The organism is Arthrobacter silvisoli (assembly GCF_003369445.1).
GTDB classification, from domain to species: domain Bacteria; phylum Actinomycetota; class Actinomycetes; order Actinomycetales; family Micrococcaceae; genus Arthrobacter; species Arthrobacter silvisoli.
On sequence record NZ_QRCU01000016.1, the window covers coordinates 87,255 to 114,005 of the forward strand.

Below are 26,751 nucleotides of genomic sequence, written 5' to 3' on the forward strand. Positions count from 1 at the left end.
GACTGTGGAATGCTCGAGCCACCTCGGTTCGCTGGCATAGGACGAGGCGACGGGCCGAGGCGCTTGATCGCTTTGGTCAGAGCTTGTCGATCCAGGTGTCTTCCTCGCGGTTGTCCCATGCTGAGCCAGAACGGGCTTCAGACTTGCGGCCCCACCCTTCGATTCGCGCCAGGACCTGACGCACTTCGCGCGAGTAAAGCTCCCGAATATTCGAGACCTTCCGAATCACGCAGCTCTGAATGACTTCTTGGCGTTCGGTCATCGCCACGATTCCCGCTGCGTCGAAGGCGCGGCGAATGGTCGCGATTTGCTCTGAGGAGATCAAACGATCCTCGAGGACGGGCGAAGCAGGTGGTACCTCGGGAAGGTCGAAGAGGCCTGGTTCATCGTGAGTCAATTTGTGCGAACGATCCTTATTGTGCTGGGCGGGGAGTCATTACTATATCCGGGCCGGCGGGCGGTGCCCATTTGCCCGAATCCTGGCGCTCGGCTCCTACCGATCAAGTACCCTTGCGGCCGGCCAAGGCCGTTCAGTAGACAGGCCTGCCTTTACACATTTGATACAGGTCACCCTGTGGAAGTCGGTAAACTGGCTGTCCATGGCCGTGCGATCCCTCTCGGTAGGGGTCAACCTGTCCGTGGTCCGGTATTCATGAATTCGTCCGATGCTGGCAAGCTGGGCGCCGAGACCCGTCCGCTTTGGCTTGAACGTGGCCTAGCGACGCCGAGATCGGCCAACATCGCGGCGACGCCGTGCAGAAGGAAAGATTTCATGATTGCAGAGATACGACCCATTATGGACATATGCCTTCTGCTTCTCATTTGGCCATAGCCAATGGTTCCGCACTCTTCGTTCAGCTTGGTTACTACGAGGACATCGCAGCGTTGTTCCTTCCATCGGAGCTGACAGAAGACTTCGACGAGTACAACGGCGAACGATACAGGTCCTTTTTCGGCTATGTTGCCACTGCGCAAATCATTAAGGACCGGCTTTCGGTCCGGGGAATCACTTCGGATGCGGCCACAGGGAAACTTGACGAGGCGATAGCCAAAGCCACCCAGACCCAAGCGGCGGATGACCCAGATGTTGATGAGACCGAAGCTGATGTGCGGGATTCAGATTTCCAGGGCCAAATAGGTGACCGGGTATCGGTGCTCTCATCCATGCGGACGTGGATTGAGTGGGATATCGAGTCAAATGACTTCTTGCCGGCGAAAATGTACGACGATCCGAGGGTCTTCGATCATCTCGACGTCAAACATCATTTCCGGCTGCTTCTCGACATCGTTCCGGGAGATTCTCGAGTGGCCCTCGATCTCACGAGCTTGAAGAATGACACCTGCTGTATCAAGGATCTCCCGGACGAACCAGCCGAGGCCGCCGCCGCGCAGAAGCAGGAAGACATTTCTGGGGCCCTTCCGCTCATCGTGTTGACGGAAGGTTCCAGCGACTCGTCTGCATTGGAACAAGCGATGAAAGTTACACATCCGCACTTGCAAGGCTTCGTTCGATTCATGGATTTTAGTCAAGGTTCGGAGGGCAGTGTTAGCGTCCTGGTCAAGACTTTGAAGACCATGGTCGGTGCTGGTATCCCGAACCGAATCGTAGCGATCGCCGATAACGACGCAGCTGCGCGAAGAGAGTTCTTGACCTTGAAAAGCTGGCCCGAAGCGAGCAACGTCAGGATAGTGCACTATCCAGATCTGGAATGGCTGCGTTCATACCCGACGTACGACGTTGAGGGCAAGATCATCAATCTGGATATTAATGGACGGGCCGGATCACTGGAGATGTACTACGGAAGAGACATTCTCACTAAAGACGGCGCCTTGATTCCTGTCCGCTGGACGAGCTATGAGGAGAAGATAGGAACGTATCAAGGCGTGGTGGACTCGAAGAGTCAGCTCACGAAGAACTTCCAAGAAAAGGTCAGGCGCCGGTTGTCAGCGGGACAAGATGCGCCGGATGAAGATTGGACTGGAATGCGGGCCATCTTAGACGTCATCGTCCACGCGTTCGACTGAATTCCTCGAAGCGGTAACCCAATCGCTGGGCTCGCTGGGTCAGGAGGGGCGCTTGGCGGCCAACGGCGCCCAGCCCAAATAGCTCGCCGCCTGGATGTAATAGATGGTTGGCCATGGCGCTCCAGGCCTGACTTGCGCGGGGTCTGGTGAGATCAGCAGGACGGCGCCGGGCCAGATGGGCTCGTTGAGTGCTTCGAGCCAGGCGCTCTGGATGTGATCGAAGTGCTCCCACTTGATGGTGATCCAGGAGCCTGTGGGCTCCAAGGCATCGACACTGAGGACAGTGACTGCCGTCGTCGTCCCACGAGTTCGCTTCAGGTCATCGAACTCCTGCCACTTTTTGTCTGCGGCTGCCGTCCAGATACGAAGCCGGCGGGCTCGAACGAACCAGATCGCGCCGACTTTGGCGGCAAGGAGGAAGGCCGCTGAGGCCGCCAGCATCAGGATTAGTGTGGCTGGCCCGTTGGCTGCCATGGATCCGACAACGTAGATAACGCAGATGGTGACTGCCGCGCTGCTCAGGATCAACGCTGGCGTCGCTAGCTTTGGCTTCAGGACTGGGTTCGTAGTCATGGGTTGCCTTCTCGCCCCAGTTTAGAGTTGCCAGCCGACATTGATAAGGCGGGCTTCCGAGATATGGAGCTCCAATGCCTGCGATGGGGTGGCGGCTGTGAGACTTATCCGCTGAATGAGGCGTTCGACAACGGTCCGTTGTTCCTGCTGGTCCCATTCATAAGCGGCAGGGACTGGTCCAAACGGAAGGGTTGAATCATTGATACCCCATCTGTCCCTGTAGATGGCAACGCGGCGGATGATGTCCATCGCCTCTGTGGGAACAACATTGGGACCCATTGCCTCAAGAAGATTTCGCTTCCATGGGGTGTCCTGCAATGTCGCTGCTCGGGTCATGTTCTCCCTCCTGCGCTGCATTCGTACCCGCACTTGGGTGACCATCTCGGCGAGGTCGGGGCGAGAAGTCGGTATTTGCTCAGTCAAGGGATCGACTTCGGTGGACGGCATCCCAGACAGGAACTGCCGGAGCCGTGAATGGGCGATCGCTGCCAGATCGCGTGCGCCAGCTTTCGTTTCCAGCGCGCCGAGTACGAGCCGTTGCGCGCTCGGACGGCTGACGACAACGGCGCGGCGCCAAGCTGCGACGACTGCGCCCCATGAGGGTGATTGCTGAAGCTCGAAGGCACGTTCGGGTGCGTGGGTATCGAGGAACTGTGCCAAGTCTTGGGACGCTGCGATTTGTGCGAGGTAGTCATACTCGGCAGAGAGCCGTTCCAAACTGTCCGCCTTGAACTGCTCTGTTTCGCGGGCTTCGTGGGCGGTCCGCTCGGCACCTTCAGCGGCAAGGACCTCGCCCAGGATCTGTCGCCAAGACGCACGCAAAGCGGGATCCAACGGTTCATCGTCCAATGGGTCGTTCTCGCTGACGTAGGCACGGTTGGCTGCTCGTCCCCGGGTCATGCTCACGTACAGCAACTCGCGGGTAAGCCGGCCTCGAGTCACGACGGTGTGCCCGGTGTCCACAGTGATGCCCTGGGAACGGTGCGCCGTCGTCGCATAACCCAGCTCAACCGCGGAGCCAACATAGTCGCGATGCAGCGTGACCGTCGCGCCGGTATCCCGGCGAACCGCGGTCAGCGAGCCGTCGCGCCTTCCGACACGGACGACGTCGAGCAGTGTTCCGTTACGGATGAAGTCACCGATGCTGTCCTTGATGTGGCGGTCATTGCGGCGCGTGATTACTGTGTCTCCGGCGCCGGCGTTCAACCCGTCGCTGAGCGGCACGGTCTGTTCCGCATTCACTTCGCCTTGGATTGCACGGTCAGCCTGGGCGCGTTCGTTGAGCATGCCGACGGTCTCGTTGTCGGCCGCGATCAGGATGGACGACTTGCCTGCGCTGATGTCGGCCTGCCAGCTGGAATAGGCACGGTCCACCATATCCAGATAGGAGCCGTGCTCTATCCGGTGATGGCCTTCGTAGTCGGCGATTGCCTCGAAATTACCCGCCCGGAGCTTCAGGGACGCTGCCTGTTCCCATGCGTGCTCGAATCGCCAGATGGTGCTCAACCGCACGGTCTTGCCTTGCCGATCCAGCCAGCCGAGGATGCCGCCGGCGTCGATTGCGTCCAGCTGCGCCGGATCTCCCACAAAGAGGATCTTGGCGCCCGCTTCCTGTGCCTGCCGCACGAGGGCAGACAAATGGAGCGTGGAGACCATGGAGGCTTCGTCGACGACGACCATCTGGTTCGCGTGGAACCGCCACTTGTTCTGTTCGGCGGCTAGGCGAGTGGCTTCCTGGGCAAGTCTTGTTGAGCGAGAGTCCGTATCTGCCACACGCTCGCCGAGACGCCGCTCCGTGTCGAAGAACCGTGCGGCCCGGTTGCCGGCACCCTGGCCAACTGACTCGTACAGCCACTTGGCGACATTCTCGGTTGACATGGCAAGCTCGCGGCCCAAAACCTCGGCGCTCGCGGCTGCCGGCGCCAGGCCGACTACAGTTCCCGCCCCGAATTCTGCTTCCCAGGCTGCCTTGACCGCCCCGAGTGTGGTGGTCTTGCCCGTTCCGGCGGGGCCGACGACGGCGTCGAGCCGGTTGCCGCTCAGCAGAACTTCGGCGGCCGCGGCGCGTTGGTCGCTGTGCAACTCAAGGCGACCCCGGTGCTTGTAAGTGGCGAGTGACTCCATGGCGACGGCCGCGCTCACTGCAGGGCCGCCGTCGTCATTCCTTGCTGCCATGACGATGTCCTCATTGGCGAGGGTCGCCGCGTCCGTGTAGAGGCGGGCGCCGTGGAAGTCAAAGACGCTGCGGTCCGCGAAGGCGAGGTCGGGCTGTACGCCGGCGGGGACGGTGTAGCGGTAGTCGTTGAGGGCGACGGACTGGCTTTCGGCGGCGGTGGCCACGGCGTCGATCATGGTGGCGCGGTCCTGCGGGGTGTTGCAGCGGATGTCGGCGCAGACGCGTTCGGCTTCGGCGAGGAGGTTCCACCGGTTCCAGGTGGCGCGTTTGGCGGCAACGCGCTCGCGGGTCAGTGAGCCGACGGCCTCGACCCAGTCTGCGGTGAAGTCTCCGGTACGGAATGGGGCGGAGTGCGAACGCCGGATGGTGTTGGCGAGCACGAGGCTTGGTTCGAAGCCCTTGGCTGCTGCGCGGGTCCGCCACTGGGCGGAGAACTCGTGCAGAGGGGTGACCGCATCCGCTTTGGGGGTGCGCGTGGAGAGGGTGGCCTGCTGCCGGAGCTTGAGCGTGGTGGTTGCCGTTGGGGGAGTGCCGTGGGTTGTGGTCCATTCGGCGACGAGGCGGTCGGTTTCCAAATCGATGAGGCGGGAACGGTTGGAGAATTCGCGGATCAGGGCGTCGTCGACGCCGGTGAGTTGTTGGCTGGGGTTGTGTGTGTTCGCGGCTGGTGCACGGGTGTCTGTGTCCGTGCCGATGTTGCGCTGGAGGGCGTCGAAGAGCAGGCCGTTGTAGTGCTCGCTGGCGGCGACCGCGGCCTTGTAGAGCGTGCGCGAGTCCAGGGTGACCCAAGCGCCGTCGGTGATGCGTTGGACACGGTTGGCGATGACCATGTGCGTATGGAGTTGCGGGTCCCCGGCGCGCGACTCCCAATGGTCGAAGGCGGCGGCGATGGCGCCGCGGGTGCCGAGGTGGGCCACGCCGTTGCGGCCTGCCCGCGTGTGGATGACGTTCCCTTCTAGCCAATGCAGGGTTGCGTTGACGGCCTCGTGGTGGGTCTGGAGGATTTGGGTCTGAATGCTTCTGGGGCTGAGGGCCCAAAGGACAGAGACTGATTTGGGGACGCTGAAAGTCAGGTCGAAGCCGACGACGGCGTGGCGTGTTTCTGCCTGGCCCTGGCTGTTTTGGACGAGCGTGGGTTGGCCGTGCGGCCGACCCAGAGGAGTACCGGTATCCGGATGGACCGCGTGGTCGAAGATGGATTGGGCATCTGATTCGGTGACTGCGTCTCCGGTGGCGCGGTTGATACCTGGCAGGCCGGAGCCGAGCCAGCGACCCTGCGGTGTGCCGGCCTTCATGTAGTACGTGGTGGCGTCCGCTGGAGTGACAGTGAGGTCATCCATCATGGTGGTCTTGAACAAGTACTTGAGGCCCGACTGTGCGGAGAGCCGGGCGATGGACATGGTCATCGTCTTGCCTCTGTCTGGCGGGCGGCGGTGGTCCAACCGCGACGGCGGAACAGATCTTTGGTCGCGTTGTCGAGTTCGACGCCGGTTGTCTGGCCGAGCGCCAGGAGCCTGCCGGCGAGATGGATCAGGTCGTGGGCGTCGGTTTCCTGGTTGACGCGGAGGCGGACGAGTTCACCACGAAGGTCACTGATGGTTGCTCGTTGCTCCGAGATCTCGGCCTCGAGGTGGTCGAGGTTTTCGGATTGAGTGCGAAGCTTCGTTTGGAGTGAATCCAGTTTGCGGCTCTCCACCTGAACGGCAGCAAAGCGGGCAACGGTGCTGTCGTGTGTCTTCAGAGCCGGTGCCTCGGCCGCGGCTGCTTTGGGGATCGCTGTACCAGGGCTCGAAGCCCGGTGCCGCCGTTGGCGATCCCGCTGCCTGTTGCCGCAACGAACAGAACAGAAGCGCTGCGACTTGCGCGATGGCTTGAAAGCCTTGCGACATTCCTGGCAAATCTTCCCGCTCACGTCCGTTCATCAACTTGGACTCGACCGACGGCATGACTGGCCGTGAGCCGACACTCACGGCGACGGCCTTGGATGCCAGAGGTGTGTGAGGATTGACGATCGCCCTAACCTGATCGGCGGCACTGTCACCGTGGCATCGTAGGGGCTGCACCTTCGGGCAGCGCAGGATGAGCGCTTGGAGACTTACGGCGAGGAGAGGACACCTGACAGCGAAAATCAGCCCTGGAACGTGGTCAGCCTGCGTTGCAGCCCAAGGCATTACTTGCAGCGACGCTCCGGCACGAGACGTCTCCTCGTCAAAGCCAACTTGCAGGGATGAGCTTGTCTCGCCGCCAATTGTGTACAACGGAATTGGCAAACCACTCTTCGGAAAGGTCAGCATGGTCGCTCACTATGATCTGAAAATTGGGAGAGAGCTCATCGACGACGTCCTTCATCAGTCGGAACATGCCCAAAACAGCAGTCCGATCGGAAGGCCGACCTGACTGCTTCTCTTCTTCCGACTCGTAGTAGGCCTGTGTCGGCTGGTCGAGCATGAGAAACCGTGGCACTGGCCTGTGTTGTCGTGTAAAGAACCTGTGGAGAGCCAGATGAGTAACGAGGTGGTAGCCAATTGAATTAGCTGCGCTACCGATGCCGTGAAGGGGTATTCGGCCGGTTTCAGTATCTACGACCACCGTCAGCTTTGCCAGATCGAGCCGGACTCCGTTCTCGGCATGTTCAAGCTCGAGCCGCTTCGCAAACGCTGTCATGTCCCGGCTCAAGGCGACCAACTTCGAAGTAAGCTCCTCCCGGGCCTCATCGTCATCCAGCTCTTGTTCAAGAGCGATCACACGCGCCGTTGCTCCTTCGGCCTGGCTCTTAAGAAGTCCGAGGTGGTTGTCGTCAGTGTATGAATGCCGACCTAGGATGGCATCAATGCGACCACGAATAAATTCTCGGTTCTCAGCGTCGCTAACTGCCATAGCATCATTAGCTCTAAGACTTATCGTCTCTAGCGCCCTATCGACGGCTTGGAGCTGCGCGCGGGACTCGGAAATGGCGTCCTCCAAACGGGTGAGGGCAGCCCTACGGTTCGGTTCGGCAGCAGCGAGGGCCACGAGTTCTTGTCTTAGCTCCCGTAGGCGATCCTCCAATTGGTTCGACGCGGGATCAGGAATGCTAAGTTCCTGGTTGCACACCGGGCAGTATCCTGCTTGATCGTCAGAACCATGGATCTCTTCCCTGTTTCGCAAGAGATCCAAACTGGTCATTCGTCCCGTTTGCAACGCTACGGATTGCTGATAGCTGCCTTCCCCGTCTCGGAAGTCAAGAAGGAGTTCACGCTCTGCCAGGAGCTGTTTCAACTGACGGCGCAGCTCAGTTCTTTGCCCTTCAATTTCCCGGCGCGCATCCTGGGCCTGCAGGTCAGAGGCGCGGTCCAATTCTTTTGGACTTGAGAACCGAATGCTGCTGAGAACAGCGACTGCGGTCCGTATGTCTGGAGAAGTTGGCCTGTCGGTCATTCCCGCGGTGTGAGCTTCCGTGAGGAGTGCCTGAAGCGTGATATCCGTTGTTTGCGCATTTGACTCTGCGTCGGCCAATGTCAGCTCGGCTCGACGCAGGTCGCGGCGGGCATCGCGTAGCTGGGCTCGCTTAGTGGCTTGGTCTTCTTGCACCGCCCCCAGAAAAAAGGGCACGGAGTCCTTCAAAGTTTGATCAATTCCCCGCTCAGCCTGTCGATGGAAAAGCAGGCTCTTGTTGGCTATTTCATCTTGTCCCTGAAAGCAGAAGAGGGCAGCACTGCCAAGACCGATGGAATAAGCCGGGCGCGATGAATACAGGGATGGTTCGAAGCGAACTTCGGGAAGCCCAATTCGAAGACCCACTTGAGAGCGAAGGGCGTCGGAGTCTGTGTTGACCTCGAGATCACGAAGTTGAAAACCATCGAGGTCGTCCCCGCCAAACTCAAGCATGGCTCGAGAATTCGACGAGGCGGACGCTCTCATTGCAGGGCGTGCAAGGAATGCTCGTGATCCGGGAGCTAGCTGCCAAAGCGTGCCAAACCATGCAACCGTTTCTGAAATCGGGCCCGCAGGAACTCTTGCGCCATCACGCCCCAAACAGTAATCGACAATGGTCAAGAGAGCGCTCTTGCCCGTGCGCGATTCGCCGGTCACGATGTTCAGAGCCCCAGGGTTGAACCTTACAGATCGCTCACGGCCGTCGTGGTGGTAGAGGGTGATGTTTAGTAGCTGCACAGTCTTATGGTGTCACGCCGAAATAGCCAAACACCGTAGACGACCTCTCAATTTTGGTCAGCCACCTGCCCAGAAACGCTGCCGCCCGAATAACTTCCCTCACATCACCCGTGTTCCCGGGGCGCGTTGTCCTGGACAGTGACCCGCGTAGGAAGCCGGATTGATCGACCTGAATGACGCCTGTTCTAATCGCGAATCGAAGTCCTTCTCTGACATGGGGAACCATGGCTTTTGCACGCTCCGGAAAGCCGGCATGGATGGTTGGATTACTTGCGATCCAATTAGGCAGGTGTGAAGCGGTTGTTCGAGGTAGGACTGCGCGAGTGTCGCGATGCAATACGAGAGGCGCGATGATGAAAACCAGCTCCCAGGGCATGTTTTTGTCGGCTCGCCGGCCGTATTCTTCGGCGGAGGCGGCAAATATGGTGGCGAGTAGCGCGGGATTGAGCATTGCCGCCACAGCGGGGGACCTAGAATCCCACTCGCGTAGTTTGTGGTAGTCACTAACCATGCGTCAGTCTCTCCGTGATAAGGGCCTGGACGCGATCTTCAAAATCGGGATGCCAACCGATCACGTACCTATCGGCCAGCTCGTGTCGCTTTCCCCGTGCGAAGAAGGCATCCGTGTACCGGTTGCGGACGGATACGGCGGTCGAGTCTCGAAGTTTGCGCCAGAGTTCACGACCGACATATTTCCTGCATGCTTCGTCGGCGTCTTCATCTAGGTCCTCCATCATGTCTGTGTATGCTCGCTCCCACTCGTCCGCGAGGTTATCCTCGAAGGTGCTCAACTCGTTTAGTCCAATGAGGGATCGATCAATCCACTCGGTCGTTTGAGTCACGGCTCGGTAATAGTCTCCGATCGCCTTTCGAAGATGCGGTGTACTGACGTTCACCCAGCGAAGTTGATGTACAAAAATATGTGCTTCGTGGCTCTGTACGAGCGTTTCCTCATTGATTTGGCTCAGTTCAACCAAAGTCGGCAGGTTGTCCGGCACAAACATGTCCCGAATGGCCTGGACTTGCTGCTGTGCTTCCAAGACGTCGACGCGTTCGCGTCTCTTTTGCAGCAGATCTAGCGCAACTTTTCGCCACCATTGCCAAAATAGACTGAGAAAAGTCTGTTCCTGCCCTATGGGTAGGGCCCAGCTGATTTCGTTTCTGACGTGGGCTTCAACGTCCTCGATGCGAACTTCCCCACCCAAAATACGGATTCTTTCGATCATGGAGACTCGTACAGAAGAGGGAGTCTTGAGCCACGCCGAGCGGGCTGCCTCGGTGGTTGTGGATGTGGAATTGCGCGCAGCGTCATCGAGGAGCTCCAAAGCGCGCCCTGGATCTCTGGCGCTACCAGGTCCGAGGTTAGCGGCTGCTGTACCAGTTCCACATTCGCTCGTAGTTAGCAACGTGAGTAGTGGTCCACCTGCGTCCGCGAACGCAGGGGTATCTAGCCATACTTTGAGGGTCTTCCACAAATCAACACTCATGTCTGAGAGATTTCCCGCCGACTGCTGATGATGTTTCAGCTGAAGCAGCTCTTGTACCTGGCCGTCTTTCTCCCAGGCAACATCGTCAAAGAGCTCGATGGTCATTGCTTGATCTGGACGGTCTCTAGCGCCTCTCAGGAGTTCCAAAAGGGCCCAATCCGTTTGATAGAGGTACCCGATAGCGCTAGAGGACGCATCATGGGAAGTCATCAACGAACCTCCGGAAGTCTCACTAAAGTTTGGTCGTTCCCTCAGGCGTCAACCAGAGAGGCAAGTATTTGCCCCTGGCTGCGACTTTAGCTCATTGCCGCGGGTTCCTACGTCGTGACTAAGCGTTTCATCTTCTCTGGACTTTTTCTTTGTGCCGGGGCCTATGCTTCAAGCCCTCGCCCTCGATACGCCGTCGCCTTATCCATATTCCAGCCGGCGACCATGCCCGAACCGATCATTTGGTCGCTGAGCTTGGCCAGGTGATAGCCGGGGTCTGCTTCGAGCGCGAGCTGGAGGAACTGATGGGCCTTGCTGCCGTGGCCTTCCCACCAGTTGATGAAGGCGATCGCCGTGAGGATCGGCGCCGAATGCCTGGTGCTGCTGAGGGTGTAGGCATGGACGAGGAGTTGCTGTGCCCACTCGACGCGGGACCATTGCGGCTTTCCTCGAGTTTGGGCGAGAAGGATCCTGTCCAGCGGTTCGTCGATTCCGGGAATCTCGGCCATAAGGTGGTCCCGGATCGCAGGGCACTGCAGCTCAGCGATCAAGCTGACCGTCTGCTCATCGTCCGGATACGAATTCGACTCCAACATGCCATTCCAGAGGTCCCTGGCTTGCTTGAGGGCATCCAAGATGTTCAGGTTCTGAATCGCTTGCACTCGGCGGTCGACGGCGTCCGCGTTCCTGGACTCCTTGGTGGACGGCGGCAGGACGACGCGGTCTGTGGCCTCGATAGTGCTGCCGCGATACACGAACTCGGCGTTGATCTGGCTCGACTGAGTGGCACTTAAGGGGAGCGACAAGCAGTGGGCCGGGTCGCCGTCGTACTCGGAGACGGTGTCGTCGCCGACCAGGAGACCGTCACGGATGGTCATTCCGTGCTCCGCCAACGCCCCGGTGAGCGCCGCGATGGTCGCTGCGTGTGGCCTTGCGCGGCCCGGCACTTGCGGCGCGGATGTGTACACGGCGAAGAGCACACTGCCGGCGTCGGCGTCGTGTGCCAGATATCCGGCGACAGTCCGTGCATAGCTGAGTTCGGCTCCTGGCTTTGGCAAGTCGACGCGGAGTGTCGCCCCCACGCGGTTGTCCCTGAGCGTGATGCAGACCAGGCTTTCGATGGGCCAAAACCCAAGGGTATGGCCGATGAAACTAAGGACGTCCGCGGGAGTCTTGATGGTGAGCGTTTCCATGATTCTTCTCCTTCAGCGCCTGGCCGGCACCGGGCGTGCCAGTCAGATTTCGGCGTCATTCTGATAGAGGAATCACCGCTGGGTGCGAGGGGCCGGAGTGCAACTTGGGGAACCGCGAGAGATCCAAAGTTTCGCGAGGAAATAAGCGACGCAGGAGCGCCGACCGAAACTTTGGAGATCGAACGGCGCAGCGCGCCCTGGTTGCGCGGAGGACCCGCCCAGCGATGATCGGGATCAGAATGACAAAGAGCGAAGATGCTTCTGGTCATTCATGGATTCGCCAAGGCAGCGCGGCATGACGCTGCTGAAAAGCTGATGGTTCTGCCGGCAGCTACGACGCTGCTCCCGCGCCGGTGCGCTTTTGAAGGGCAAGTTCAGCGCGTTCGACAACGGAACGTTCGCGGGGAGTGAGGTGAAGGTTTGGTGCCTGGCGGGCCATCTCGCAGTCGCGTATCTCTACTATGCGTCGGTGCAGCTGTGTTTCGGCATGGCGGCTGAGGACGATGAGCGGGCTGGCACGGTGCTTTTCGAGCACCATGCTGCGTTGGTTTGCGGCGACCCGGTTCCAGATCGGGCGGACTTCAAGGAGGAGGCGCCGTATACGGATTCCGAAGGCACGATGTTTGAGCTGCTCCGTCAGGCGGGGCAGCAGCAGGCCGAGGCTGACCAGAAGAACGGCTACCGGTTCACCGAACCAGTAGAAGACGTTGAGAATATCCGTCGTCGCATTTTCGGAGCCTTGAATCCTGACGATAGCTCCGTAGAGGACCCGATCGAGAAGCATCAGAGCGAACAGGAAGCAGCCGCCGGCGATGAGGGCAAACGCGGACCGGAATACCTGTGCGTGCATCTGTGGAAGGTTCCGACGGCAGACTCGGGCGATGTCGACGCAAATCCACATGATGAAAGCCGAGCCGGTCCAGAGGAAGACCGCCATCCCAAGCTGATCGCCGTAGGTGAGCGGCAAGTTTGGATCGGTAACCTCAACGCGGCTGGTGAGGAATGCAACGGTTACTGCCGAGCACGCGAAGCCGGCGACCCATCGCCCAAAGGCGAGCTGCCGCCGTCGTACGTGAACGTCAGGGACTGCCGCCAGAAGGATTGCCGTCCGGAACTGCCAAAACCCGAGCAGCAAGGACAGGAGCGTGACCAGGCCAACGCGGTTTCGGCCGCCGAGGAGCGGGTCAACACTGTAGTAGACCACCGGGATGTAGAGCGTGCACGCGACTGCCGCAAGGATCGTTGCGCGGAAGACGCTGCCGCGGTGGGAATCGAAGGCAGCCGGAAGGCGAACGACGGACAGGACCCAGAGGATGACGGCTGGGATGAATTCCATTAGCCGAACACTTTGCGGAAGGCAAGAGGCTCGGGCTCGGCCCCGACGTCGCTGTTGATGATGCGCGTGGCGAGCTGGTCTGCGAGAGCTTCTGCTGCGAGTTCAGCGTCGTCGGCGTAGCTGCTGCGCGCAAGCGTGCGGAGAACCTGCTGCTCATTAAGGTCGGGAAGGAGGTTGCTGAACCGCTCGCTGCCTTTGGTGTTGAGATCGTGGCCAAGGATCATATGGCTGAATTCGTGGAGGATGATCTGCTGGCGGTGCCAGCTGGATTTGGCCGGTGCATGGATCACGACGTCCCGGTCCGCGCAGATCAGCCAGAGTCCGCATAATTCAGTTCCAGCGAGTCCGGGAACTTCCGCGACCGTGATGGTCCTGCCGCGCTGTTCCTCTAGTTTGGCGTGAATGAATCTGAGCGTGGCGTCATCGGGGAGGCCAAAGCCGCGCTCCGCCCTCCGGGCTATTTTGCGGGCTTCACGGTAGTTCATTGCCCGTGGGAGCAGGGGAGCGCGGAACATTGACCGGGCCGATCTGGTCCAGCGTGTACCCATTCTGGTACAGGCTCGTGCCCGCGGCACCGGGCGTGAAGTGAGGCTGTTGTTTCAGAGGCCGACGGCGGGTGATTGCGTTCCGGAGCGCGAGCCCGGTTTTGAGAGCGGGGCGGGAGACGCGGGTTGCGCGTGGGAGGCCGAGCGCATGGGTGAGCTGGCCGTCGTCGAGCATGGTGCTGATGATTTGTTTCGCCAGAGGGCGGAGCGGAAGCGGTAGTCGGCTTTGGAAGACCTGGACAGTTGCGTCCATGAGGTGCTGGCCTTCAGCTGACGGCGCGACGTGCTCGGCCTCGTAGCGGTCGAAGAAATCCTCGGCTTCTGGGTAGGTTGTCGGCACGTTGGTGATGTTCATCCGTGCGCCGAGCTCGGTGAAGAATCTCGAGGCGGCCGCTAGCTCTGCTTCTGTTGCCTGCCGCCAGGCGTGGTGTTGGATCCAGCGAGTCGGAACGACCAGGAGGGTGAGGAGGACGTAGAGAAAGTCGTCCTTGCTGCCGGGGACGTTGCGGTGCACGCGGTTGAGGAGGGCGATCATTTCCTTGCCGCGCTGGCTGTCCAGTCCGCAGGAGATGAGCTCGTAGATGACGATGGCGGTGTCGTACGAGCGCTTCATGGGGCGCTGTTGGATTTCGTCGTTTTTGTGGAGCGTCGCAGCGATGCCCGGGATGGCGAAGTTGCGGTAGTACGAGAGGAAAAATCCGAGCTCCATGTCCGCGGCGAGGTCGAAGAGGGCCATTTGGCGGAAGGTGGTTTCCCAGTTGTTCGGATCTGCCTCTTCTTGGTGCTTGAGGCTCGTGGCGAGGCCGGCGTTGATATTCAAGGTGCCCCCAATCCGCCGTGTCCGGAAGTCGGCGATCGACGTGGGGCGTCAGCCCCCGGATCAACTGACCATTTCCATGGTAGGACCGTCTAGTTCAGGTTGCTAGTGAATGTGTAGACGGGTCTACTTTGGGCTTGCTTGGGTTTCGTCCTCAAGGGCTTTGATGAGGCCTTTTTCTCCCTGGCGCATCATGAGGGAGTGGGCGGCGGTGAAGGCGGGCGCTGCGAGCGGAGTGAGTATGTTCATCCAGCGTTGTGTCGGGCGGACTCGCCACTCGATGTCCATACGCGTACCGCCGTCGGGTTCTGGGCTGAGGGTGACTTTTCCAATGCCCTTCAGGTGGCCTCCGGCGTCGAACTCGATCTCGCTCGGCGTGAGGACCTTGGTGGGATGGATGCTAATGGTGAGGGTGTAGCCGAGCGCCGCCTTGAAGTTGAGATAGGCGGTGGTCGCCTTCAGGATATCCTCTTGCGAATTGCTCTCGGTCTCGCTGCGAACAAGCGGGCCGGCGAAGGTGCAGTGCGGCCACCATCGTGGCCAGCTCATGTCTACGTCCGCGATGATCGCCCATACCTGATCTGCCGTGGCAGGGAGGTGCCAGGTGGAGCTGAGGTCGAAGAGGCGCGGGGTCATGGGGACATTTTGGCACCATTGTGCGTTCGACGACGCCGGGGCTGTCCTGCTTTGTGATGGTGAACGCCTCGAAGAAAGCTCCACGGACGTTTCTTCAAGTGTCGAAGGCGTTCCTCTATGACCGTGATCGCGATGATCAGCTCACTGCTCGTCGGCGTGCTCATGAACGTCTGGTTCCAGGAACAGATCTTCTTCCTCATCGCGGCATTGGCAACTTTCGCCGTAGTCACGAAATGGCGCATGACCCTCATCGGCACGCACGGATGAAGTGGGAGATCAAGGACGACGGCCTCCAGCCGAACGAGTTCCCGGTACCGCTCTGGCCCATCGCCAACTACGGTGCGATGGATGTGATCGGCCTGGTAATCATCCTCATCGGAGTAGCTCCTGCCACACACCCGGCGCTCGTCGTTGGCGCGATTTTGGTCCTTGTCCTCATCGTCTGCTACCGGCTCTTCGTACGAGGCCAAGGCCGAATCAGAAAAGAACTAGTCGACGAAACTTCACCCAACACGGTTGCCTCAATCGATACTCCGGGTTCACGGGCAACAGAAGAGCCCGAAGGGCAGCCCATCCGCAAACAGCCGGGGCCGTGCGACTACGGGGCAGCACTGCAGGGGCAACTCCCAATTCTTGGCCGAGTCCGTGCTGGAAAGCGACACCACCGCAGCTGGCCCGCCAAAGCACCAGCGAGCTGAACAACTGGTCAGGGATAGGCTGCGGAGCCCCTGGCCCCAAACGGAACTGGCGAAGCATGGGCCACCCAATTCGGATCTCCCCGGATTAGGTGGCCCGTGACTTCGTCGAGCGGAACTTCAAAGTGGGCCAGCCCGGCTTCCGGGAACACGATCACTGGATCAGCTGCGACAAGTGCCGCAAAGAATGGCGCTTCGTCGATGGTCTGTCTGTCTCCGGATGGCGTCTGGAGCCCATTCCTAACAGCGACGCCAGCTAATGGCCAGCCATAGCTGAGCTCTAAAACAGCAGCCCACATGGTCTTCGGATCATGTGGGCTGCTGTTTCTTGCTTGGCGTTTCGCACCTCACGACTCAGTAGAAGTCAGCTGCAGTAGGGGGCTTGCGGCGGCGCAGCGGCTCGTTCCCCGGGTAGGGCAGGCCGAGGACCTGGCAAAAGAAGGCAGCCCTCAGATCGGCATTGCGGTAGTGGCTGATGACAGCCTTGTGGCTATCAACTCCGATTTTGGGGTGGTACTTCAGGGCACTTATGGCGCCTTTCAGGTAGCCTTCGGCCCTTTCGAGCCTGTCCCAGTCCGCACCTTTCACATCACGCAGCGCCCACGACGCGTTGTCAGTGCCATAGTTGAACTTCGCTTTGCGGACGCGTTCAACGACGGAGCTAACGTACTCCGCAACGAGTGCGTCCTCGCCCCCATGGCGCTGGTGACCCTCAAGGATGAGGCGTTTGGCTTCTGCGCCAAGTGGATGGACCTTGGCGTCATCGTCCATGCTGAAAAGGGCGACGCCGGTCTCCGCCGCCTCGGCAACTGCCGCCCGGGTGAAGCCCGACGTCGAGTAGAAGACATGGTTTCTAAGTTGGGGCCTTGTTCCCCGCAGTTGGCGTATTTGCGGGGAACCGACAGGATTCGCCTGCATTTTCACCTGCGCCACGGCCTCTGGGTGCTCAACGTCGATACCTCGGTCCGAGACGCCGCCGGTGAGCCGGGCGCCAAAAAAGCCGAGCGGCCCTGACATGTGCCAGAGGGCCACATCCTCGGCGCTATGCCAATTGCCAAGAAGCCGTTTGGGCAAAGCGGATCCCGGGGATGAGGTACGGGCCCCTGCCCCGAGAACTGGCGGTGCCGGCGTCAAGGGACTGTCGGGGAGCCTGAGTATTGATTCGCCGACACCCCTGCTATCGAACCGATCGGTTGTTCCCCTGTCGGAATAGGCAACAAGTTTTCGGCCGTCGGCAAGACGGAAGTGGGTCTCTGCCACAGGGTCCACCACACTGCCGCTGACCGACATAGTCCATTTTGGACAGGAGATAACTTCAGCCTGAAGTCCAGAGGAAGGCAGGAGCCAGAAGTCGAACGTCCTGGCGCCGAATCTGGCTTCCTTCGGGAGGGCGTCCTTGTCCCGCCCCCGGCCGGTCGGGGACATGACTACCGGGGCGAATATTTCGACATGCTCTCCAGGAGGGATTGCCGCGAGGACCTGCCATACATCCGCGCCGTCAACGGGCACGGTGTGGCGGCTCTTCAAATATTCGGCCCATGCCCACATCGTGCGAGCATCGCCGGCAAGAAGAGAACCGCCGTCCTCGAGAGATCTCGCCACCCATGACTCGTGCAGTCTTACGACGTCGACATAGAAGCGAGAGAGCATCTCGCGGCGCTCGTCAGCGGGTTTCTCGTCGATCCCGCTCAATTCATGCGAGTCTGACGCCGCGTACATGGACGGGCGTTGCCGCGGCGCTTTATCCGTGTCCTCTGCTGGCAGAAATGGCGCCGACTCAAGAAGTTGCTCCCAGTCTCGATGCCAGGCATCGATTCCCTCCGCGTGCCTACGGCGCTTCCGGGCACGGAGTTCTTCGATCACGGAGTCCACTTCTTGGGATTCAGGGACGGTTGCCGGAGCGTCCGTTGCCGAAGGTTCAGCGTGAAAGGGCCTGATCTTGGGGACGACTTGCTTGGCAATGTGCCACAGAGCGATGGCCCCGAACCTGACCGCAACCCAGAACATCAGCGGGGGTAGGACGAAGATCAGGTATCTGATGACTCCGACCGCACGCTCATGGGCGATGTGCCGTGACCATCGCCGGATTCTGTCTGTCATTCTTCCCCCGCCCATGCTGGACCAGTCCCAGTGTCCACCCGAACGCACCACGGAGTCATGAGTATCCGGTACTCGAAAATTGTGCGGCACTGCCATGCGCATTGATGCCCGGTATTTGCAAAGGAATTCCCGGGCCAGCTCCGCAGACAGGCCCGCAACTTCGCCTGGTCGGGGTCCCAGACATCCGGTGGACCCTGTTTGTCCAAAGTCTCAATGATCTGGTCGTAACCCAGTGACCCCGGGGGCGGCAGCCAAGCCACGCACACTGTCGGAAGTCTTCTTCCAGACGTCATGCACCCACACCTGCGGGTCCGTACTGAACTCGCGGAGGAACGCATCCAGCGCTGACTTGCAGTAAATGGGGCGGCTACCGCGCTTCTCACCACAGGACCGAGGCCGATGTAGCGGAGTTCCCGCCGAAACTTTGCACTCAGGGCGTGGCCCGCTGGTCCGCCGAGATAGGCTACGGCTTCCTTGGACGACATCTCCATGTCAGCTGTCGGATTGTCGTCGCCGATGCCATGGTTCGTCATCGGCTAGCGCTTCCGGGACCGGCCGCCGAGCCAATACAGTGCGGCGTCCGCATCCCGCGCCTTCCAGGACTGCCCGTGAGCTGAATGAAAATGTCGATTATACGCGCCGGGCTCCTTGCCTACACGACGGTTCTGAATGGTCTTGTTGACCGTGGACGAGAGGTGCCGGCTCGAGTTCTGATAGGGCAGCTTCCCTCCCTCAAAATGATGTCCATAAGGTATATCGTCACTCAAATGACCTTTGACCTATGCGACGTCACGGGCTGGCCCGTAATGGCACCCGAGGCTGGAGGTGACGACGATAAGGACTGGCTCTCACCTCCAGACATTGCCAGAGAATCTCAGCGCACGGACTGGTGGCTTTTCAAGTCCGCCAAGTTTGGTGAGCTGTGGGCTCGGGGAGGTGTACGTGGGGGGTCATACCGTAGGCGAGACGATCAGGTCGAAAAGATCGCCTCGCATTTAGCCGGCCTCATCGGCCTTCCCGCAGCCCGCGTTGAACTCGCCCTCCGCGGGAGCGAAGAAGGCATCATCTCAAAGAACGTCGCCCTGGTCGACTGGGACCTACAGCCCGGCAATACGTATCTTTCAGAGTTCGAGGGATACCTGACTTGCGATACTGAGCCCGCCCAACGGCCAAAGAACCGTGTGGGGCACAACCTAACCAACATAGGCACGCTTCTTAGTGGCCTGGCTGGGCCTCCTGAATCAGTAGTGGAGGGATGGCCGGCCTTCGACGTGTTCGTAGGGTTCCTAGTATTTGATGCATGGATAGCCAACACCGACCGACACGCGCTGAACTGGGGGATCCTCTCGAAGGGCAACGAATTGCGGCTTGCCAGATCCTTTGATCATGGCAGTTCCCTTGGCTCAGGGATGAGCGATATGCAGATCGCCGAGCTAGACACAGATGAAAAAGTTGAGTCTTGGTGCAGACGAGGGATGGCACATCGGTTCGAGAATGGCAAAAAACGTACTCTTGTAGACTTGGCCAATGAAGGCTTGGCACAGTCTTCACAGCTAGCGTGGCAGTGGCTGGATAGAATCCGAAACCTAGATCGGGGTGAATGGGTGGAGATCATCCGTTCAATCCCTGAAATGTCAGAGGAAGCGCGTAGTTTTACAGACAAGGTCCTGGTGACTAACAGAAAGAGGTTGTGTGATGGAAACTAGCGTTCTTGCTAGACCCCTGCCACCGCTCTCGGATGCCAGAATCGACCGCCTGCTTGTGACGCAACAGACGCGGCCCGACAGGTTGTACCGCCCGATCGGGTTCTTAAGTTGTGACGATCGCGAGTACACCTTTGAGTATCTTCGGCAGGCCGTTGGCGCCGATTGGTTCGTTGGTCTTCCGGGCCTGCGGGCTCACCAGAGCCCGTTCCGTTCCGAGCAACTATTTCCAATCTTCGCTGAGCGCGTCATCTCCCCTCGACGCCCGGACCGTCCTCAGGCGATGCACGCCCTCGGCTTGCCTATTGACGCTGCGCCATTCGAGGTACTGAGCCGAACCGGGGGACGCCGTGTGGGAGACACAATCGAGCTTGTGAGTGTTCCTCGGGCCCAAGCAGACGGTGCCGTCTCTCAACTCTTCTTGGTGCATGGCATTCGGCATCGGACGGAGGAGGCCCAGTCCCGTGTCAGTCAGCTTCGGCCAGGGGACGAACTGCGTATGGTTCCCGACCACGGCAACAGAGTGAACCCGATGGCTGTCCGTATTGAAGACACGGACGAGTTGCATCTGGGGTTTGTTCCCGATCCCTTAGCCGGCTTCTTCCGGGACATCGCAAATGACGATCGCGAACATCAACTGCGTGTGGAACTGGCGAACGGACCAGAGGTCGGGTTCCACCTGCGACTGCTAGTCAGGTTGAACGGCTTTATCACGTCCGGCCATCAACCGTTTGTGGGTTCGGGCTGGGAAACAGTTCACTAGCTGCGGCTAGTAAGTGCAACGTGGCAAGCAAAACCAGCCGACCCGCGCAAAACGTCAGTCGCCGCCCGTCGGCATGAGCGCGCGATACGATCGTACTTGGTTGCTTCGCCGCTTCAGAGCCCGCGGCTGGCGTGCGTTGTGCGCCATGCCTATTCACCACTGCAGCGCCGGTTTACGACGTGCAGTGGCTTGAATGTGTCTAGGCCCGGACTCGAGTATCACCCGTGATATGGGGTTATGCCAGGGGACCTCCTGATGAAGAATCCCAGACTAAGTAGGTCTATTGTCCTCGCGGCCGGAGTGGGACCTTCAGCTGTAAAGCGGGCAACTTGTCCATTGAATCATTCAAGCAGGCTGAATGGCGGCGTATCTAGACCAAAGGGCGGCGCGGATGGCGAAACGCGACGACGAAGACGCCGGGCTGCGAGCACGAGAAGTGGTGCACCTCTTCAACGCCAACCTGACGAAGCCGTCGGACTTCAAGCCCGAGGTCTTCGTGCCCCCAACCAGCCGAGGCTCAGGCGCTCGGCTTTGCTCCGCTTCTCTCGGAGGCCGACGGGGCTCGATGCGTGGTGGCCGAGCGCTTCGCCTAACAGCAGTGACAGGCTGCGGCAGAGAGGCGACTCAGAAGACGACCGTTCAACGCGATGGCTTGGTCGCCGGTCAGGCAGGCAGCACCGGTGTTCTCGCTGGTACTTCTACGCCCGTCCGTTGAACGCGCTAACCGACGTTTCGTCGTTCGTGCCCGAAGCCCCGCGCGCCTTCGGTCTAAGATGGTTCTCCTCTTTGTTGAGGCGCGCCTGGCTGCGGGCTAAGTGTCCAAGTGAACCGTCCCGGGAATCATGCCGCCTGTTTGTTGGCGGCGTCGTCGGGTAACGGGCCGGTTTGTAGATCATAATATGTCTGCTCATATTCCTCTGGCGTCTGGTGATCCAGGGCGGAATGCAGGCGTAACGGATCTTCGGGACGTGCACGCCTCTTGCCAACCAGTCCGCGCCGAGCGCTACGCTAATCCAAAGGGGGGAAATGACGACGAAACCTAAGGACCGTAGCGGGGCGTGGGCCGACTTCGGCACCGGCGTCCTCGCTTGGATCAGCGGCGCAGCGGTGCTCGGCTTTGGCGCATGGTTGCTCTTCGGCCAGCCCGACCTGACTGGGGCGTCTAACGGAGATCGACAGACCCGCACCTCTCAGCGTCCCGTTCAGTATGTTGATGAGGACTACGAGCCCACCGACCAGGAGATCGAAGAGGCGGTACAAGAGTCGCGGGAGAAAGTCTTCGGCAAGGGGTGGTCATGTTTCTACGACCCGACCATGAACGAGAATTGGCACGACGACGTGCGCTGCACTAACGGAGCAAAATCATATCGCCCCATCCTTCTCGCCGACCGGGGGTTTGTGACCGAAGAAGACATGCGCGCGGCCGGTCAAGACTATGAGAACCACCTAAACTCCGGCGTCAAGCCCTAAGAGGTTCCGCCGGTAGGTGAGGTCGTGCTGGATTTAACGGCGCAGGCACAAGCTTTGATAAACACGTGTTTGTCTAGAACCAGTGTTGCCTCGGGAAGCTTGTGCCTGTTGTCCCATCACCCGTCATGAATCCCCTCTGGGCCCATTTCGAGGCCCTGATTCCGCCCGTGATCGACACCCATCCTTTGGGGTGCCACCGGCCCCGAGTGTCGGACCGGGTCGTGTTCGACAAGCTTGTCCAGGTCCTCGTGCTCGGGGTCATGTACGAGAAGATCGCCGATACGTCCTCCCAAACGAACGCTGTGTAAGGACGGGGGCTAAATCCGCACCGCGGTCAGTTGCCCCTGAAGATCAGCTGTTCTACCTGCTCGGGTTCAATGCTGAGGTCTTGTGCCCATTCGGTCATACAAGCCGTGTACTTGCGGTAGCTGCCGGCGCTGTGCCAGGTAAGCCACAGGGTGAACCGTCCCGAGAATCATGCCGCCTGTTTGTTGGCGGCGTCGTCGGGTAACGGGCCGATTTGTAGATCATAATATGTCTGCTCATATTCCTCTGGCGTCTGGTGATCCAGGGCGGAATGCAGGCGTTCGTTGTTGTACCAGTGGACCCACTCGAAGACGATCTCCGTCACGTCGGTTTCGGTTTTCAACGGCCCGCTGCGGAACGGTGAATCCTTTGCCACGGCCTCGTTCTTGAAGAGCGTAGGTTCGTGCGGCGACCTGCACGCCCTGCTGCCGCAGGACGGCGCAGACCGACTCGACCGCATAACCAACGGCCCGCATTTCGTCGATGAAACGGCAGATCAGCGGCGGCGAGGGGCGAGCTCCCTCGCGAAGAAAATCGAAGCCGCCTTGAGGATCTCATTGGACTCCTTCAAGTCCCGCACCTCAGCCCGGAGCCGCTTGATCTCCTCCAACTCCTCACTGCTGGGCCCGGTCTTCTCACCGGCATCGATCTGGGCCTGGACCACCCAGCGGCGCAGCGATTCAGCGCCGACCCCGAGCTTGGGCGCCAGCGCCTTACAGGCAGCATAGACAGACGGGTATTCGGACAACCGATCCATGGTCATGCGCACTGCACGGTCACGGACTTCGGGCGGGTACTGCTTGGGCACAATCACTATCTTTCTCACAGAAGACAGCGGCATCAAACCCGGGACGGTTCAAAGTGCCTCGTCCTGCATTGTGGCGCTGGCACTTACCCGCAGGCCATTGGGCCGCGACTTTTGGTCATGTACCATTCCGCTCCTTCGACGATGAGATGTCTGAAGGGAGGTGCATTGTCATGATTCTTGGTGTTTCCGGGCCTGAGACGCTCGGCGGATGTCGGTGCTTGGTGGACGCCGTTCGTCGGGCCCCGGCCACGGCACTTGAGGATGGCGACACGCGGCGGAATGAAGTTGCGCAGCGGGCAGGACTTTCCGTATCCGAAGGACTGCGGTGCATCTCCGGACGGGGTAGCGAAGTGGTCAAAAAGGGGGGTGTGCACAATGTGCACACTTTGTCCGACGGACTCAGCCGTACATCGGCCGGATCGAGCCGTACTCGGCATGTTTTCAGCACTTCCCAGTGTTTCCGGGGCCTGGAGCCCGGTTCGAGTCCCACCTCGGGCACGTGTTTTCCCAGCTCAGGGGCCTGTTGGCCGCTGAGTGTGGACAAAATGTGTTGTGAAGGGCCCTTCGGGGGCCTTTTCATTGGTGGGCGGTGGTGTGGCGTGGAGGCTCCTTCGTCCCTTGGTCGGCGGTCTTGGGTGCTTGTTACCGGTTCATTGGTGTGACTGACTGGGGCAACATGACCTGAGAAGAATTCTGGTCGGGTTTCTTTTGTTGGTCGTCGGGTGTTCACCATGGTTCTCCTGCTCGGCTTTGGGTGGCTGTTCTGCTTCTTTATGGTGGGCCCGGGGGAGTGCGACATGACTGCTCATGCCCATTTCCAGTGAGTTCGCGAAAGCGGCCACGCAATCCTCGAGTCCGTTCGCCCCGGCCGACGCGGTGTGACTGCAGGTTGAAGGAGCCATTGCGCTCATTCGTCTTGATCGCTGAAGCAGCAGCATTCGACGACGGCGCGCGTCTCCAGTGCCGTGAGAAGCGTGACGGATGCCGCTGCGGTCAGGACTTTGCGCATAGGTGATTCCTCCTGGGAGGCTGGTGCCGGCGCTGAGTCGCCGGCCCGACCGTTGTAGGAAGGCCAGATGGCGTGCGGTCTGCGGAGGGTTGGCCAGGAGGTAAACAAGTTTTGCTGCCCGGTTTGCGGTAGGAAAGGCGAAACGCGAAGGCCGGGGTGCGTCAGATGCTGTCCAGGGCGAATCCTCTCGGTGGGAAGTCGTGGCTGGGCCTTTGAGCCCCCTGAGACCTGCGCACCACCAGCTTTCAGCTCATGTGGTTCCGTTCACGGGGACATGATGCTGCCTTCGGTGATGAAGTGGAGGATCTCCTTGTTGTCAACCGGTGCCCACCATCCATTGGCCGGGCAGTGATCTCCGGTCCTTGGACCCTGGAACATCCCGTTGCGGCTGAGCCGGGCGTGGTGGAGCAGGGTGCGCTTCTTCATGGCTACTTCCTTCGGGTACTTCTGTTGACGCATGTCGGTGGAAGGGAAAATTGCCGGAGTTTGCCGCAACCAGGCGCCGGAAACTACGCGGTGACGAGCTGGTGCCAGTCCGATGCCAAGGGCAGGCCGTGGGCCTCGGACACCGAGTGGTGTGCCACGTGGCCGGCGGCGATGTTGAGGCCGGCGGCCAGGGCGGGGTCGCGGTCGAAGGCGGCCTTGACGCCCAGATTGGCCAGGGCCACCGCGTAGCGCAGGGTGACGTTGGTCAGCGCGTAGGTGGAGGTGTTCGGAACGGCGCCGGGCATATTGGCGACGCAGTAGAAGATCGAGTTGTGCACCTTGTAGGTGGGTTCCTGGTGCGTGGTGGGGTGGGTGTCGGCGAAGCAGCCGCCCTGGTCCACGCCGATGTCCACCAGCACGGAGCCCGGCTTCATGCGGGAGACCAACTCGTTGGAGACCAGCTTGGGGGCCTTGGCGCCCGGGATCAGCACGGAGCCGATCACCAGGTCGGCGTCCACCACTGCCTTTTCGATCTCGTAGGCGTTGGAGGCCACGGTCTTCAGGCGGCCCTGGTACTGGGCATCCAGTTCGCGCAGGCGGTTGATGTTGATGTCCAAGATGGTCACATCGGCACCGAGACCCAGGGCCATGGCGGCGGCATTGGTACCGGCCACGCCCGCACCCAGCACCACGACCTTGGCTGGACGGACACCCGGGACGCCGCCCAGCAGCACGCCCTTGCCGCCGGCCGGAGCCATGAGCGAGTTGGCGCCCACCTGCACGGACAGGCGGCCGGCAACCTCGGACATCGGGGCCAGCAGCGGCAGTGCGCGGCCCTCCTGAACGGTTTCGTACGCGATGGCGGTGACGCCGGAGTTGATGAGCTCCTGGGTCAGTTCGGGCTCGGCGGCCAGGTGCAGGTAGGTGAAGAGGATCAGGCCCTTGCGGAAGCGGTGGTATTCGGCGGCAATGGGTTCCTTGACCTTCATGACCATGTCGGCGCGGGCCCACACGTCATCGGCTTCGGCCACGATCTCGGCGCCGGCGATCGAGTATTCCTCGTCGGTAATGCCCGAGCCCAGGCCTGCTCCGCGCTCCACCAGCACGGTGTGGCCGTGGGGGCGGAACTCGTGAACTCCGGCCGCAGTGATGGCTACACGGAATTCGTTGTTCTTGATCTCTTTGGGGACGCCGATGATCATTTGTGGTTCCAATCAGTAGGCACTTATATCTGTCTCCGAGGCTTTTGCAGCAACCCGACGACCGGCCAGCCAGCGTGAATCTTCTTTGAAGTATCAGTAGCTTCCAACATTCGGATTGTTGACAATGCTACACCTATCTCTTACGGTTTGTGTAACACAGATCACAGGACGACGAGGTCCTGGCTAGTGCCCGGTTGTCCGGGGGACGGAGTTTCATATGACTGTCAATATTTCTCGACGGAGTCTTCTGCGCGGCGCAGGAGTCGCGGTCCTGGGGGCCACGGTGGCCGGGTGGGCCACCGGCTGTTCCAGCGTCCCCGTTGGCGGCCCTGCCTCCGGCGCCTCATCCAACCTGCTGGAGACTGCAAAATCCCAGGGCTTCCTCCGCGTCGGGATCGCCAACGAACCGCCCTACACGCAGGTCAGCGCCGACGGCAAGGTCACCGGCTGCGAACCCGACGTGCTGCGCGCCGTTTGCAAGCGCCTCGGCATCGACGATGTCCAGGGCATTATCACGCCGTATGAATCAATGATTCCGGGCCTCAACGCCAACCGCTGGGACGTCATCGCGGCCGGCCTCTTCATGAAGCAGTCCCGCTGCGGGCAGGTCCTCTACTCGGAGCCCGTCATCGTCTCCACCGAATCCTTCGCAACCCCCAAGGGCAACCCGAAGGGCATCATCACCGTAGCCAACGTCCTGGCGGACAGGTCCCTGCGGATCGCGGTGCTGCCTGGCGGTTTCGAGGAGGGCGTGCTGAAGTCTGCCAACGTCCCGGCGTCCCAGCAGGTGAAGATTAACGACGGCCGCAGCGGCCTGGAAGCGCTCAAGGCAAACCGCGCCGACGCCTTCATGCTGCCCACGCTGTCACTGCAGGCGCTGGCAAAGGATGACGCCAGTTTCGAGATCAGCAAGCCGGTGGACGACGCCCCGCGCACGGGCTCGGGCGCCGCGTTCCGCAAGGCCGACTCCGCGTTCCACGAGGCCTACAACAGGGAACTTGCCGCCTTTAAGAAGACCCCTGAGTTCGCAGCGATCCTCACCAAATGGGGATTCGACCCGACCGTGGTGGAAGGCGTCACCGCCGAGGAGCTATGCAAGACCGCGGGCTGATCGGGGTGGCG

At 60.5% G+C, this 26,751-nt stretch carries 24 protein-coding genes and 1 pseudogene; 8 read left to right on the top strand and 17 right to left on the bottom strand.

The features are described 5' to 3' along the window. Nucleotides 1-76: 76 nt before the first annotated feature. A complete protein-coding gene (locus DWV11_RS03315) occupies nucleotides 77-397 on the bottom strand; it encodes a hypothetical protein (RefSeq protein ID WP_136017866.1) in 321 nt (106 codons plus the stop codon). A 407-nt stretch (nucleotides 398-804) separates the two neighbouring features. On the opposite strand from DWV11_RS03315, the gene DWV11_RS03320 reads away from it, so the two are divergent. Further along, nucleotides 805-2,025, top strand: coding sequence for a hypothetical protein (locus tag DWV11_RS03320; RefSeq protein WP_136017867.1), 1,221 nt, complete (start codon nucleotides 805-807; stop codon nucleotides 2,023-2,025). 39 nt (nucleotides 2,026-2,064) lie between these two features. On the opposite strand, the gene DWV11_RS03325 is transcribed toward DWV11_RS03320, so the two are convergent. The 7 genes from DWV11_RS03325 to DWV11_RS03345 all read right to left on the bottom strand — a co-directional run bounded on the left by DWV11_RS03325 (nucleotide 2,065) and on the right by DWV11_RS03345 (nucleotide 11,813). Then, on the bottom strand, nucleotides 2,065-2,598 hold the full coding sequence (locus DWV11_RS03325) for a hypothetical protein (RefSeq protein WP_115787472.1): 534 nt from the start codon (nucleotides 2,596-2,598) through the stop codon (nucleotides 2,065-2,067). A gap of 21 nt (nucleotides 2,599-2,619) precedes the next feature. Further along, on the bottom strand, nucleotides 2,620-6,180 hold the full coding sequence (gene mobF / locus DWV11_RS03330; protein ID WP_115787473.1) for a MobF family relaxase: 3,561 nt from the start codon (nucleotides 6,178-6,180) through the stop codon (nucleotides 2,620-2,622). Beyond that, nucleotides 6,177-6,686 (bottom strand): hypothetical protein, encoded by a 510-nt coding sequence (locus DWV11_RS19885; RefSeq protein ID WP_136017868.1) that lies wholly within the window; start codon nucleotides 6,684-6,686, stop codon nucleotides 6,177-6,179. Before DWV11_RS19885 ends, mobF begins: the two co-directional genes overlap by 4 nt. 296 nt (nucleotides 6,687-6,982) lie before the next feature. Continuing rightward, nucleotides 6,983-8,641, bottom strand: coding sequence for a DUF3732 domain-containing protein (locus DWV11_RS03335; protein WP_168404537.1), 1,659 nt, complete (start codon nucleotides 8,639-8,641; stop codon nucleotides 6,983-6,985). 289 nt (nucleotides 8,642-8,930) lie between these two features. Next, complete coding sequence (locus tag DWV11_RS20620; RefSeq protein ID WP_425452039.1) at nucleotides 8,931-9,437, bottom strand: three component ABC system middle component; 507 nt, start codon at nucleotides 9,435-9,437, stop codon at nucleotides 8,931-8,933. Further along, nucleotides 9,430-10,518: an ABC-three component system protein gene (locus DWV11_RS19890; RefSeq protein ID WP_136017870.1), complete on the bottom strand. Its 1,089-nt coding sequence runs from the start codon at nucleotides 10,516-10,518 to the stop codon at nucleotides 9,430-9,432. The genes DWV11_RS20620 and DWV11_RS19890 overlap by 8 nt, the downstream gene beginning before the upstream one ends. 266 nt (nucleotides 10,519-10,784) lie before the next feature. Further along, on the bottom strand, nucleotides 10,785-11,813 hold the full coding sequence (locus DWV11_RS03345) for a DUF4192 domain-containing protein (protein ID WP_115787476.1): 1,029 nt from the start codon (nucleotides 11,811-11,813) through the stop codon (nucleotides 10,785-10,787). 361 nt (nucleotides 11,814-12,174) lie between these two features. Here DWV11_RS03345 and DWV11_RS19895 point away from each other — a divergent pair, with 361 nt between their 5' ends. Then, on the top strand, nucleotides 12,175-13,152 hold the full coding sequence (locus DWV11_RS19895) for a hypothetical protein (RefSeq protein ID WP_136017871.1): 978 nt from the start codon (nucleotides 12,175-12,177) through the stop codon (nucleotides 13,150-13,152). On the opposite strand, the gene DWV11_RS03355 is transcribed toward DWV11_RS19895, so the two are convergent. From DWV11_RS03355 to DWV11_RS03365, 3 genes are all read right to left on the bottom strand, one after another. After that, the gene (locus tag DWV11_RS03355; RefSeq protein WP_115787478.1) at nucleotides 13,149-13,634 is read right to left on the bottom strand and encodes a hypothetical protein; all 486 of its coding nucleotides are present in this window, start codon (nucleotides 13,632-13,634) and stop codon (nucleotides 13,149-13,151) included. The two genes, DWV11_RS19895 and DWV11_RS03355, sit on opposite strands and share 4 nt — an antisense overlap. After that, a complete protein-coding gene (locus DWV11_RS03360) occupies nucleotides 13,621-14,514 on the bottom strand; it encodes an oxygenase MpaB family protein (protein WP_245953413.1) in 894 nt (297 codons plus the stop codon). The genes DWV11_RS03355 and DWV11_RS03360 overlap by 14 nt, the downstream gene beginning before the upstream one ends. 123 nt (nucleotides 14,515-14,637) lie before the next feature. Next, nucleotides 14,638-15,147 carry an SRPBCC family protein gene (locus DWV11_RS03365; RefSeq protein ID WP_115787479.1) on the bottom strand — a complete coding sequence of 170 codons (510 nt, stop codon included), beginning with the start codon at nucleotides 15,145-15,147 and terminating at the stop codon, nucleotides 14,638-14,640. A gap of 117 nt (nucleotides 15,148-15,264) precedes the next feature. Here DWV11_RS03365 and DWV11_RS20015 point away from each other — a divergent pair, with 117 nt between their 5' ends. Continuing rightward, nucleotides 15,265-15,414, top strand: coding sequence for a hypothetical protein (locus tag DWV11_RS20015; protein WP_168404539.1), 150 nt, complete (start codon nucleotides 15,265-15,267; stop codon nucleotides 15,412-15,414). Nucleotides 15,415-16,196: 782 nt separating this feature from the next. Here the strand turns inward: DWV11_RS20015 and DWV11_RS03370 are convergent. After that, nucleotides 16,197-17,942 carry a restriction endonuclease gene (locus DWV11_RS03370; protein WP_168404541.1) on the bottom strand — a complete coding sequence of 582 codons (1,746 nt, stop codon included), beginning with the start codon at nucleotides 17,940-17,942 and terminating at the stop codon, nucleotides 16,197-16,199. A 617-nt stretch (nucleotides 17,943-18,559) separates the two neighbouring features. On the opposite strand from DWV11_RS03370, the gene DWV11_RS03375 reads away from it, so the two are divergent. The 4 genes and pseudogenes from DWV11_RS03375 to DWV11_RS03390 all read left to right on the top strand — a co-directional run. Next, a complete protein-coding gene (locus DWV11_RS03375; protein ID WP_210725657.1) occupies nucleotides 18,560-19,648 on the top strand; it encodes a HipA domain-containing protein in 1,089 nt (362 codons plus the stop codon). A gap of 529 nt (nucleotides 19,649-20,177) precedes the next feature. Next, a complete protein-coding gene (locus DWV11_RS19900; protein WP_136017872.1) occupies nucleotides 20,178-20,408 on the top strand; it encodes a hypothetical protein in 231 nt (76 codons plus the stop codon). Between the two features lie 1,026 nt (nucleotides 20,409-21,434). Continuing rightward, entirely contained in the window at nucleotides 21,435-21,878 is a 444-nt protein-coding gene (locus tag DWV11_RS03385; protein WP_115787482.1) for a hypothetical protein, read from the top strand. A gap of 101 nt (nucleotides 21,879-21,979) precedes the next feature. Then, nucleotides 21,980-22,165, top strand: a pseudogene (locus DWV11_RS03390) (IS5/IS1182 family transposase); the annotation flags it as partial. Between the two features lie 47 nt (nucleotides 22,166-22,212). On the opposite strand, the gene DWV11_RS20625 reads toward DWV11_RS03390, so the two are convergent. The 5 genes from DWV11_RS20625 to ald all read right to left on the bottom strand — a co-directional run bounded on the left by DWV11_RS20625 (nucleotide 22,213) and on the right by ald (nucleotide 25,629). Next, a complete protein-coding gene (locus DWV11_RS20625) occupies nucleotides 22,213-22,335 on the bottom strand; it encodes an 8-oxoguanine DNA glycosylase OGG fold protein (RefSeq protein ID WP_421093929.1) in 123 nt (40 codons plus the stop codon). A gap of 18 nt (nucleotides 22,336-22,353) precedes the next feature. Beyond that, complete coding sequence (locus tag DWV11_RS03395; RefSeq protein WP_168404543.1) at nucleotides 22,354-22,560, bottom strand: IS3 family transposase; 207 nt, start codon at nucleotides 22,558-22,560, stop codon at nucleotides 22,354-22,356. Between the two features lie 120 nt (nucleotides 22,561-22,680). Next, nucleotides 22,681-22,992: a transposase gene (locus DWV11_RS03400; RefSeq protein ID WP_168404545.1), complete on the bottom strand. Its 312-nt coding sequence runs from the start codon at nucleotides 22,990-22,992 to the stop codon at nucleotides 22,681-22,683. Between the two features lie 1,273 nt (nucleotides 22,993-24,265). After that, nucleotides 24,266-24,427 carry a hypothetical protein gene (locus DWV11_RS20020; protein ID WP_168404547.1) on the bottom strand — a complete coding sequence of 54 codons (162 nt, stop codon included), beginning with the start codon at nucleotides 24,425-24,427 and terminating at the stop codon, nucleotides 24,266-24,268. A gap of 83 nt (nucleotides 24,428-24,510) precedes the next feature. Continuing rightward, nucleotides 24,511-25,629 carry an alanine dehydrogenase gene (gene ald, locus DWV11_RS03410; RefSeq protein WP_115787486.1) on the bottom strand — a complete coding sequence of 373 codons (1,119 nt, stop codon included), beginning with the start codon at nucleotides 25,627-25,629 and terminating at the stop codon, nucleotides 24,511-24,513. Nucleotides 25,630-25,846: 217 nt separating this feature from the next. On the opposite strand from ald, the gene ehuB reads away from it, so the two are divergent. Beyond that, nucleotides 25,847-26,740 carry an ectoine/hydroxyectoine ABC transporter substrate-binding protein EhuB gene (gene ehuB / locus DWV11_RS03415; RefSeq protein WP_115787487.1) on the top strand — a complete coding sequence of 298 codons (894 nt, stop codon included), beginning with the start codon at nucleotides 25,847-25,849 and terminating at the stop codon, nucleotides 26,738-26,740. Nucleotides 26,741-26,751 lie beyond the last annotated feature (11 nt).

Coding starts and splice junctions, on each gene's coding strand:
- DWV11_RS03375 (WP_210725657.1), top strand. CDS start 18,560: ATGAAAATGTCGATTATACGCGCCGGGCTCCTTGCCTACACGACGGTT.
- DWV11_RS03370 (WP_168404541.1), bottom strand. CDS start 17,942: ATGACAGACAGAATCCGGCGATGGTCACGGCACATCGCCCATGAGCGT.
- DWV11_RS03320 (WP_136017867.1), top strand. CDS start 805: ATGCCTTCTGCTTCTCATTTGGCCATAGCCAATGGTTCCGCACTCTTC.
- DWV11_RS20020 (WP_168404547.1), bottom strand. CDS start 24,427: ATGAAGAAGCGCACCCTGCTCCACCACGCCCGGCTCAGCCGCAACGGG.
- DWV11_RS19900 (WP_136017872.1), top strand. CDS start 20,178: ATGGCTGTCCGTATTGAAGACACGGACGAGTTGCATCTGGGGTTTGTT.
- mobF (WP_115787473.1), bottom strand. CDS start 6,180: ATGACCATGTCCATCGCCCGGCTCTCCGCACAGTCGGGCCTCAAGTAC.
- ehuB (WP_115787487.1), top strand. CDS start 25,847: ATGACTGTCAATATTTCTCGACGGAGTCTTCTGCGCGGCGCAGGAGTC.
- DWV11_RS03355 (WP_115787478.1), bottom strand. CDS start 13,634: ATGAACTACCGTGAAGCCCGCAAAATAGCCCGGAGGGCGGAGCGCGGC.
- DWV11_RS19890 (WP_136017870.1), bottom strand. CDS start 10,518: ATGACCATCGAGCTCTTTGACGATGTTGCCTGGGAGAAAGACGGCCAG.
- DWV11_RS03385 (WP_115787482.1), top strand. CDS start 21,435: ATGACGACGAAACCTAAGGACCGTAGCGGGGCGTGGGCCGACTTCGGC.
- DWV11_RS20015 (WP_168404539.1), top strand. CDS start 15,265: ATGACCGTGATCGCGATGATCAGCTCACTGCTCGTCGGCGTGCTCATG.
- DWV11_RS03345 (WP_115787476.1), bottom strand. CDS start 11,813: ATGGAAACGCTCACCATCAAGACTCCCGCGGACGTCCTTAGTTTCATC.
- DWV11_RS03365 (WP_115787479.1), bottom strand. CDS start 15,147: ATGACCCCGCGCCTCTTCGACCTCAGCTCCACCTGGCACCTCCCTGCC.
- DWV11_RS03325 (WP_115787472.1), bottom strand. CDS start 2,598: ATGACTACGAACCCAGTCCTGAAGCCAAAGCTAGCGACGCCAGCGTTG.
- DWV11_RS20620 (WP_425452039.1), bottom strand. CDS start 9,437: ATGGTTAGTGACTACCACAAACTACGCGAGTGGGATTCTAGGTCCCCC.
- ald (WP_115787486.1), bottom strand. CDS start 25,629: ATGATCATCGGCGTCCCCAAAGAGATCAAGAACAACGAATTCCGTGTA.
- DWV11_RS03335 (WP_168404537.1), bottom strand. CDS start 8,641: ATGCTTGAGTTTGGCGGGGACGACCTCGATGGTTTTCAACTTCGTGAT.